This is a genomic window from Chthonomonas calidirosea T49 (assembly GCF_000427095.1).
Classification (GTDB): domain Bacteria; phylum Armatimonadota; class Chthonomonadetes; order Chthonomonadales; family Chthonomonadaceae; genus Chthonomonas; species Chthonomonas calidirosea.
On sequence record NC_021487.1, the window covers coordinates 920,295 to 929,747 of the forward strand.

Here is a 9,453-nt window from a genome sequence, read left to right on the forward strand (position 1 = left end):
GCATTTTTCACACAACGGAAGAAAGCCGAGCCCTCTCCGGTTACCGACGTCTGCCAAGCTTATGCATTCTGCCCGTCATGCCCTAGCGACGGCGGCCGCTATTAACGACTCGAAAACCCCTCGTCCGTCCACAGAACCCAGTAATCTCTCCACAGCGCGTTCGGGATGAGGCATCATCCCAAGCACATTAAATGTTTCGTTCGCAATACCAGCAATATTGTCCATAGAACCGTTCGGGTTCTCCAACGAACCCGCATACCGAAAGAGAACGCGCTCTTGGCGGTTCAACTCCTCTAAAGTCTCTGGGCTGCATACATAGCGTCCTTCACCGTGGGCAACGGGAATTCGGACCTGCTGCCCTACCCGATAGGCGTTTGTGAAGGGCGTGTTCACGTTCTCCACTCGAAGCGTTACATATTTACAAACAAAACGGCATCCGATATTCCTCACAAGCGCCCCCGGCAACAGATGGGCCTCACAAAGAATCTGAAAACCATTGCATATCCCCAACACCGGCTTTCCCCGCTCTGCATGTCGCCTTACCGCCTCCATAATGGGCGCAAAACGCGCAATAGCTCCAGCACGTAAATAGTCGCCATACGAGAATCCTCCCGGCAGAATCACCACGTCAAACCCTCTCAATGTGCGCTCCGCATGCCACACGTATTCGACCGGACAGCCAAACACATCGCGTATCGCGAAATAGGCATCCTGATCGCAGTTCGATCCGGGAAACTGCACAACAGCAAAGCGTGGTGTTGCCCTTCTCACGCCATGACGGCGTGCAGGAGAAGAGACCGTCGTCATACGGGAACCTCCTCTATCTCAAAACGATAGTCCTCTGTTACCGGATTGGCCAGAAGCCTATCGCACATCTCGCGGATGCGATTCTCCAATACCCGCCGGTCGTTCGCCTCTTGTGCGTCAACCTGAAGCTCCAAATACTTGCCCATTCGAACCTGCTCGACCTCTGTATAACCTAGCGAATGAAGGGCCTCCTTCACCACCCTTCCCTGTGCATCCAACAGGGTCGGCTTCAACGTTACGATCACTTTAACCTGAGGCATCTTCTCTCCTAATCTGTTTCGCTCTTTAGGCATCGTTGTAGCTTTTCGTAAAGCTCTGCTGCCTCTATCCCCTCTATACGCACTACTTTCTCTCGCGCTGTCGTGCCGGCGATGAGTTCCATATGGGACTTCGGAACCTCTAGTGCCTCGGCTAATAGAAGCAGCAAAGCACGATTGGCTTCCCCTTTCACTGGTGAGGCCGTTACACGAGCATACAGCTTGCCCTCCTCGTATCGTTCTATCGCATTGCGGTCGCTGCGAGGAGTTAAGCGGATTTTTAAGATAGTGTACCCTTTAGAGGCTTTTCCCGTCGGCATCGAAGCAAATCTTTCTATCCCTGTTTAACGAGACATCCCTTTAACACCTCAACCATCGCCAAGGCGATGGCTACAAAAATCGTATGCCAGTTTATACCCTAACTCCGTCCCTTGTTTGCCGCCTTCGACACTCCACAACGCCATCCTTCCTTGAGACAAGCGCTCCTACCTTTGGCAGCGCTCCAATCGGAATAGGAGTAGAGCAGGTAGGAGACGACAGCGAGCACGACGGACCTGCTGCGATGGGGCGTAGAGGGTAACACTTGGTCTCAGCGGAGGCGTCATGTTCTCTTCTCTTGCTCTTTTTTGAGGAATAGGGTAGATTCTGCACAGAAGAAAAACGAACTAGTGATTTGAAAGGATATTGTCCTTGTGCTTCGCTTTCTGACCGGTGGTGAATCGCATGGCCCTTCGCTTTCCGCTATTATTGAAGGGTTGCCTGCCAATCTGCCTATTGACCTCGACGCGATCAACAAGCAGCTAAAACGCCGCCAAGGAGGCTACGGCCGTGGGGCGCGGCAACAGATCGAGAGCGACACGGTTGAAATCCTGTCCGGAGTACGCTACGGGCGTACGATGGGTGGCCCAATAACCCTGCTTGTGCGCAACCGCGACTGGGAGAACTGGCGTGAACGCATGTCCATCACTCCCGTTGAAAATCCAGACCCTCCCGTCACCCGACCACGCCCCGGCCATGCCGACTTCGCCGGTATGCTGAAATACCACTCCAACGACCTACGAACCATTCTTGAACGTTCCAGCGCCCGCAACACCGCCGCACTTGTAGCGCTAGGCGCCATTTGTCGTGCCTTGCTCGACGTCGCTGGCATCGAAGTACTGAGCCACGTTGTGGCCATCGGTGGCATCCATGCCCACTTCTCTCCCCCAATAGACTATCATGCGATAGCTGCACGCGCCGAGGAGTCGCCGGTACGATGCGCTGACCCTGAAGCAGAGGCTCAAATGATCGCGGCTATTGATAAGTGCATGCAGGAGGGATCGCGAGATACGCTCGGCGGCATTTTTGAGGTCGTCGCTCTTAACTGCCCTCCGGGATTGGGTAGCTTTGTGCACTGGGACCGTAAACTCGACAGCCGGCTGACGGCAGCGGTTATGTCTATCCAGGCCATCAAAGGTGTGGAGATCGGCATGGGGTTCGGAGTAGCAGAGGTTCCCGGCTCTAAAGTCCACGACGAACTGTTCTTCCAGCAGTCTGCTGGCTTTCTACGCGGTACCAACAATGCAGGGGGTATTGAAGGGGGTATGACCAACGGGGAGCCTGTGGTGGTGCGCGCCGCCATGAAACCGCTCTCCACGCTGCCAACCCCGCTCGCCTCGGTGGACATGCAGACGCATCAGCCTGTTAAAGCGCACTTCGAGCGCTCGGACGTTTGCGCGGTGCCCGCAGCGGCCACCATTGGCGAGGCAATGGTCGCCCTTACCCTGGCCGACGCGCTCCTCGAAAAATTCGGTGGCGATAGCGTTGAGGAGTTTGAACATAACCTCCATGGATACTTGGATGCGATCCGCGCTCGCGGCTGGCAACCACATCATGCTTCCTGAAATACGCTCCGATCGTCGGCCCAATCTGGTACTTATCGGCTTTATGGGCACGGGAAAAAGCACCATTGGCCGTCTGTGTGCGCGCCGGCTCGACATGGAGTTTCGCGATAGCGACGCCCTCATCGAGCAGCGCACCAATCTCTCCATCCCCCAAATTTTCGCAGAAAAAGGCGAGCCTTGGTTTCGCCGCATCGAACGCATCATCATCGAGGAGCTCGCCTCGCATCAAGGTCTCGTCATCGCTACCGGTGGGGGCGTTCCGCTCGACCCCACAAACGTCGAGCGGCTTCGCGCCTCCGGCCTGCTCGTGCTGTTGAGAGCTCAACCCGATGTCATCCTCGAGCGCGTAGGGCCGGTGCACAAACGCCCTCTCTTAGCGCAAGGGACCGACCCAAAGGAGCGCATTCGCACGCTCCTAGCAGAGCGCGAAGCCGCCTACCGCAAGGCCGCTCACTGTGTGGTGGACACCTCTCATTGCAGCCCAGAAGAGTCGGCAGAGAAGGTCGTTCTGCTCTATAAAGTGACCCAAGGTGGTTAGAAAAGGAGACAGCACCATCGGCATACGAAGAGACGTTCCTGTCCATCTCGGCGACCGGAGCTACACCATCACTATAGGCGCCGAACTGATCGCATCGGGCGATGCAGCCGATCAGATCGCGGCCATCGCCAAAGGGGCGCGCGCGGCCATTGTTACCCACCCAAACCTTCGCGCCCTCTACGGTGAAACGCTGGCCACGATGCTAAGCCTGAGGGGTTGTGAAACCATCTTCTGCGAAGTAGAAGAGGGAGAGACCTTCAAACATCTGGCCACCGTGGAAAGGCTCTATCATCAGTTCGTTGAGGCCCAACTCGACCGACGCTGCCTCATCATCGCGCTCGGAGGGGGCGTTATCGGCGACACAGCGGGCTTTGCGGCCGCAACCTACCTGCGCGGTCTACGCCTGATTCAAATTCCCACAACCCTGCTCGCCCAAGTAGATGCCTCTATCGGCGGAAAAACCGGCGTCAACCTGCCGCAAGGCAAAAACCTTGTGGGGGCTTTTTATCAACCATCTCTGGTGCTCATTGACATCTCTACCCTTAAAACCTTGCCGATCCGAGAGCTACGCGCCGGTTTGGCGGAAGTCCTTAAATACGGTATCATTTATGATCAAGCGTTTTTTGAAGAGACCTATCAGGCTCTTCCCCAGCTCTTGAGCTACGATGTCGAGGCGCTTACCAAGGCGGTTGCCCGCTCCTGCGAGATCAAAGCCGAAGTGGTCGCGCAAGACGAAACGGAACAGGGGTTGCGCGCTATTCTCAACTTCGGCCATACTCTTGGGCATGCCCTTGAGGCAGCCACGGCCTACGAACGCTACCTGCACGGCGAGGCGGTAGCCATCGGCATGGTAGCGGCCGCTCTGGTGGGGGAGGAGATGGGAATCACCTCTCACGAAACAACGCGTCAGATCATCTCGGCACTGCAGCAGGCCGGCTTGCCCACCCGATTCCCTTCAGAGGTGCCTCTGCCTGAGGTTCTAGAGATTATGCACCGAGATAAAAAAGTGATCAACGGAAAAACTCGATTCATCCTAGCCCGCGCTATAGGAAAAGTCGAGATCGTTCCCGACGTTCCAGATGCTGTTGTGCAGAAAGCACTGGAACGCCATCGAGCAGGGCTTTTCTCGCCCTAACAACATCTCTCGAACCATTGCCTGCGAGGGCTACGTAAATAGAGTATGAGCAATACAGAACCTAATACATCCTCTCAAGGCTTACAGGAAGAGCCCTCGGCCCTTCTGCCACCCATAGGACGCCAGTTGCTTATACTCGCCTGGCTCCTGCTCTTCGGTGGGCGCTGGCTCATTGCCCCTCTGCTGCAGATCAATGGGCTGCTCACGCCCCAAGCGCTCGCAGCACTTGATGAGGGACCGCTCATGAAGCTCTATCTGGTTCTTTTTGTTATCTGTGTCACTTTGGCCGTCTGGCAGTGGGTGCGCGACTTACAACCCCCTACACAACCCACCAGAGAAGAGGAGACACGTGGCTGAACTTTCTACCATTCAGGGCTACGAACTGCTGGAGCTTATAGGAGAAGGCCCACTTTTCGCCGTTTATAAAGCGCGCGACACGAAAACGAATCGTGTTGTCGCTTTGAAACAGGTGGTGCCTGAACGCGCCACGGATGTCCGCTTTCTTCAGGGCCTGCAGATCGGCCTTCAAAAAGCACAACAGCTGTCACATCCTAACATCACAGCCCTTTACAGTATTCAGCTGCAAGCCGCAAGCCCATTTTTCGTCACCGAATTTGCGCGCGGAACCAACCTGAAAGAACGCATCCATCGTATCGCACCCTTTACCGTGCCCGTAGCCGTGGACATCGCCTGTACCCTTGCCGATGCCCTGCGCGTAGCACATAGCCTCGAACTGCCCCATGGCGACCTACGCCCCCAAAACATCATCGTAACCCCGGAAGGGGCCGTTAAGATCATAGATTTTGGTGTCGCAGAAGGCATCGCTCTCTCTCCATCCACACAACAGATTCTCCTCATGGCGCGTGCACCTTACCATGCCCCCGAGCTTTCCGTAACGCGCCCTGGCACCCCAGCAGGAGATATCTATGCCCTTGGCGCTATTCTCTACGAGATGCTTACAGGCGCCCCCCTCTATACAGCCGAAACAGCGCAAGCCATCGCCGATCTCCACGCCTTCGCTGCCATCCCCTCCCCGCGCACGGTGAACTCCAGTGTGCCCCGCGCCCTGGAAGGCATCACCCTCAAATGCTTACAGAAACGGCCGGAACAACGCTACACCTCCGCTGCCGATCTGCTCAATGACCTTAAAGAGGTGCGTGATGCCCTGCGCTTCGGTAAGCCGCTCTCTTGGTCGCTTGCCGACATCGAAAACCTCTCCGACGCTCCCCCACGCCGTCCCACACCAGAACCAACAGCCGTATCTCCTGCCCCTTCATCCACCACAGCAGGCGATGAAACTTCTCAGCCCGTGAGGCCTATGGCTATGCCCTCATCTACAAATCGTCTTCGTGCCCGTGAAGAGCGCCTCTCTAGCTGCCTCCTTGCCGCAATTGGCGCTGTATCGGCAGTGATCGTGTTGCTGCTCGTGGCCTTCTACGCGATCTACCATACCTACTGGGTCGCTCCTCCTGCCATTCATGCCCCCAACTTCGTGGGCATGAACGTTGATGATGCGCAAAAACTGGCCTCCCAGCTTCATATCCATCTCCTGCTTCATGGGGATTACATGGATAAGCCACGCAATATCATCTATAAAACCGATCTTGCTCCAGGTGAGGAGATCCGCCCAGACCACTACGTCAACGTCTGGTACAGCAAAGGCCCAACCTATGTCAACGTTCCGAACGTGGTGGGTCTGCCGCGCGATCAGGCGGAACAGAAGCTCCTGAGCGTGGGACTAAAGGTGGGACAGGTGATACCAGTCTATAGCAACACGGTGCCCCAGGGCGTTGTGGTAAGCCAAGATGTTTCCGACCAGAAGCGTGTGCTGCACGACACCGCGGTAGACCTCACGGTGAGCGATGGCCCTCAACCCGACTACGCTCAGCCAGCGCCTCCTTCCAGCAGCACCACCGATAACAGCTCCACGCCGCCCCCGTCAGACACCAACAGCTCTAACGACCAGCTGCAAACCCATGAATTTAAATCCACCATTGTGCTTCAACCAACGGCCACGAGCGGGCCAGGCCCCTGGGAGGTAAGGATATCTTATACAGATGCCACCGGCATTCCTATAGATGTCATTGATGAGCAGCACTACTCCGGTGACAAAGTGCCCATTGACTTCACCTATCAGGGCGATCACTTCACGTTGCGCATCTACTACAACGACCAGCTCGTCCTACAGCATGTCTACTACGCCTCTCAAGCTCAATCCGATCCAAAAGGCAACACACCATGAGAACGATACGGATTGCGCCATCTCTCCTATCAGCCAACTTTGGGCGGCTCGCTCAGGCCGCTAAAGAGGCCGAGGAGGCCGGCGCGGAATACCTGCATTTCGATGTAATGGACGGCCGCTTTGTGCCCAATATCACCATGGGGCCGGCGGCTCTACAGGCCCTTCGCCCCGTCTCCTCCGCCTTCTTCGATGTCCATCTGATGATCGTAGAACCGGAACGCTACCTCGAAGACTTCCGTCGCGCCGGTGCCGACGGCATCACCGTGCATGTGGAGGCCTGCACACATCTCCAACGCACCCTCGCCCACATACGTAGCTTGGGCGCAAAGGCGGGTGTGGCTCTTAATCCTGCCACACCTCCCGAGGTACTGGAGTACGTTCTGGAAGATCTCGATCTCGTTCTCGTTATGACCGTGAACCCTGGTTTCGGGGGGCAGGAGTTTTTGCCAACCATGCTGCCTAAAATCGAGCAGGTGCATCAGCTTGTGACCCACGTCGCCCACCCGATCGCTATTGAGGTAGATGGGGGCATTGACGTGCATACCGCTCCACAAACGGTTGCACGAGGGGCAAATGTCCTTGTAGCGGGAACCGCCATCTATCATCACCCTGAAGGGGTAAGCGCTGGAGTGCGTGCACTTCGTCGCTCTGTAGAGGGCTTGCGATGACACAAGACGATCGCAACCGAACCACTCTCGACCTGCCGCTCTCTCCTCGTTCGCGCCGCTTAAGAACGGTTGGAGCGCTGCTCATGCTTGCCATTCTTGGCATGATCGCCTTCGGATGGTTCTATCTCCAACCCAAACTCTCCTATGCGGTGCATGCCAATTCTCACATCGTGCACGATCTGCGCTATCCACCTATCCTGCGCGAACATGCCCGCCGAGTTGCCGTAACGCAGCTGATGTTCGGCATGTACTACTGGGCCTTTTGCTTCCTCCTAGTCCTCGGCCTTCTATTTGTTGCCTGGCTTGACATCGTCGAGACGCGAGTTCGCGCCCTTCTCGCTCGGCGCGACATGGTACGCCAGATCGCCACCTCCGGTCGCTCAACCTCCTCTCAAGAGAGAAAGGAATGACGGAATCGGAACGCTGGATGCGCCGTGCACTGCGGCTTGCAACAAAAGGCTTTACTGCCCCTAATCCCATGGTAGGCTGCGTCTTGGTACGTAATGGGGAGATTGTTGGAGAGGGATACCATTTCGTCGCCGGAATGCCCCATGCCGAAGTCAACGCGTTACAACAGGCCGGCGAACGCGCACGCGGCGCAACCGCCTACGTTACCCTTGAGCCCTGTTGCCACTATGGGCGCACTCCCCCCTGTACCAAAGCGCTTATCGCGGCCGGTGTACGCCATGTGGTGGTGGCCACACTCGATCCAGACCCACGTGTAAGAGGGCGTGGCGTTGCGGAGCTCCGTGAGGCAGGCCTCTCCGTGGAGGTCGGTGTGCTGGAACCGGCGGCACGCGCCCTTAATCGCGCTTTCTTCCACTTTCATGAAACCGGTCTGCCTTTGATTACGCTCAAAGTAGCAATGACTCTCGACGGGAAAGTGGCTACCTTCACGGGCGACACACGCTGGATCACGGGACAAAAAGCCAGAAACTATGTGCATCGCCTCCGATCGCAAAGTGGGGCCGTATTGGCCGGCATCGGCACCGTGCTTGCCGACGATCCGCGTCTCGATGCCCGTCTCCCCGGCCGGCCCTCACCGCGCCAGCCGTTGCGCGTCATCGTAGATAGCCATCTGCGCACCCCTCCCTGCTGTGCTGCCATCCGACTTGCTCAACAAAATCCCCAGACCTATCCGCTGCTTATTGCCACCACCGCTCCGCAGCCTCCGAAAGAGCTCGCAGGATCAGGGGTCGAGGTCGTCACCCTGCCCAGCGACTCTGCCGGTCGGGTAGATCTTCACGCGCTCACTCGTCTCCTTGCCACCCGACAGATTATCAGTGTTCTGGTAGAAGGCGGGCCTACTCTCCACGAGGCCTTCCTCAAGGCGGGATTAGCAAATCGCGTGCTCTTCTTCATCGCCCCCAAGCTCGTGGGGGGAAAGAGCGCTCCAACGGCCATAGAGGGCGACGGAGTGGCCACATTGGCGGAGGCCTGGCAACTGAGCCCCTTCACGGTTCGCCGCCTCGCCCCAGATATTGTGCTTGAGGCGGATGTGCTTCCCGCGCAAAGCCGCCAAGTGAGAGGGGAGGAGTGAGGCTTACAGAGGCTCGCGCCTATGCCTCCAGAGTCTGGAGAGGCATAGGTAATAGAGAGCTGTCTAATCTTTGGCGTGCTCCATCCTTTCGCAGCCGGTATACCCTTGGTTGCAGGAGAAGCCCGAAGTAATGTACTCCTATCCTATCACTTCAGGTACCTACCAGCAGCCACATCGTAGTACCGAAAACCGAGCAAGCTTAACCCCCTCTCCCAATCCGTGTAGTAACCTACCAGGCCGCCATAGCCGCTGTATGCACGAAAGGCATCGCTGTAACTCGTTATAGACCAAATCCCAAAAACTATTTCTTCTCCTCTAGCTTCTGTTCCTGCTTCTCCGCCTCACCGCTCTGAANCGGGCTCTGNCCTGAGACTCCTCAGCCC

At 56.9% G+C, this 9,453-nt stretch carries 11 protein-coding genes; 8 read left to right on the forward strand and 3 right to left on the reverse strand.

The window, feature by feature from the left end; genetic code table 11:
• Positions 1 to 75: 75 nt before the first annotated feature.
• Genes purQ through CCALI_RS03905 form a run of 3 tightly spaced genes read right to left on the reverse strand, consistent with a single transcriptional unit; the run spans position 76 to position 1,384 of the window.
• Positions 76 to 807 (reverse strand): phosphoribosylformylglycinamidine synthase subunit PurQ, encoded by a 732-nt coding sequence (gene purQ, locus CCALI_RS03895; RefSeq protein ID WP_016482171.1) that lies wholly within the window; start codon positions 805 to 807, stop codon positions 76 to 78.
• Positions 804 to 1,067, reverse strand: a complete 264-nt coding sequence (gene purS, locus CCALI_RS03900) for a phosphoribosylformylglycinamidine synthase subunit PurS (protein WP_016482172.1) — start codon at positions 1,065 to 1,067, stop codon at positions 804 to 806. Before purS ends, purQ begins: the two co-directional genes overlap by 4 nt.
• A gap of 8 nt (positions 1,068 to 1,075) precedes the next feature.
• Complete coding sequence (locus CCALI_RS03905) at positions 1,076 to 1,384, reverse strand: DUF167 domain-containing protein (RefSeq protein ID WP_016482173.1); 309 nt, start codon at positions 1,382 to 1,384, stop codon at positions 1,076 to 1,078.
• 372 nt (positions 1,385 to 1,756) lie between these two features.
• Between CCALI_RS03905 and aroC the strand changes: the two genes are divergently transcribed.
• The 8 genes from aroC to ribD are packed head-to-tail and all read left to right on the forward strand — an operon-like array spanning position 1,757 to position 9,070.
• On the forward strand, positions 1,757 to 2,947 hold the full coding sequence (gene aroC / locus CCALI_RS03910; RefSeq protein WP_016482174.1) for a chorismate synthase: 1,191 nt from the start codon (positions 1,757 to 1,759) through the stop codon (positions 2,945 to 2,947).
• Entirely contained in the window at positions 2,904 to 3,485 is a 582-nt protein-coding gene (locus CCALI_RS03915) for a shikimate kinase (RefSeq protein ID WP_016482175.1), read from the forward strand. Before aroC ends, CCALI_RS03915 begins: the two co-directional genes overlap by 44 nt.
• Positions 3,478 to 4,620 carry a 3-dehydroquinate synthase gene (aroB, locus tag CCALI_RS03920; RefSeq protein ID WP_016482176.1) on the forward strand — a complete coding sequence of 381 codons (1,143 nt, stop codon included), beginning with the start codon at positions 3,478 to 3,480 and terminating at the stop codon, positions 4,618 to 4,620. Before CCALI_RS03915 ends, aroB begins: the two co-directional genes overlap by 8 nt.
• 45 nt (positions 4,621 to 4,665) lie before the next feature.
• Positions 4,666 to 4,977 (forward strand): hypothetical protein, encoded by a 312-nt coding sequence (locus CCALI_RS15935; protein WP_016482177.1) that lies wholly within the window; start codon positions 4,666 to 4,668, stop codon positions 4,975 to 4,977.
• Positions 4,970 to 6,862 carry a protein kinase domain-containing protein gene (locus CCALI_RS03930; RefSeq protein ID WP_016482178.1) on the forward strand — a complete coding sequence of 631 codons (1,893 nt, stop codon included), beginning with the start codon at positions 4,970 to 4,972 and terminating at the stop codon, positions 6,860 to 6,862. Before CCALI_RS15935 ends, CCALI_RS03930 begins: the two co-directional genes overlap by 8 nt.
• A complete protein-coding gene (rpe, locus tag CCALI_RS03935; RefSeq protein ID WP_016482179.1) occupies positions 6,859 to 7,530 on the forward strand; it encodes a ribulose-phosphate 3-epimerase in 672 nt (223 codons plus the stop codon). The genes CCALI_RS03930 and rpe overlap by 4 nt, the downstream gene beginning before the upstream one ends.
• On the forward strand, positions 7,527 to 7,940 hold the full coding sequence (locus tag CCALI_RS03940; RefSeq protein ID WP_016482180.1) for a hypothetical protein: 414 nt from the start codon (positions 7,527 to 7,529) through the stop codon (positions 7,938 to 7,940). The genes rpe and CCALI_RS03940 overlap by 4 nt, the downstream gene beginning before the upstream one ends.
• Positions 7,937 to 9,070, forward strand: a complete 1,134-nt coding sequence (ribD, locus tag CCALI_RS03945; RefSeq protein ID WP_016482181.1) for a bifunctional diaminohydroxyphosphoribosylaminopyrimidine deaminase/5-amino-6-(5-phosphoribosylamino)uracil reductase RibD — start codon at positions 7,937 to 7,939, stop codon at positions 9,068 to 9,070. Before CCALI_RS03940 ends, ribD begins: the two co-directional genes overlap by 4 nt.
• Positions 9,071 to 9,453: the final 383 nt, after the last annotated feature.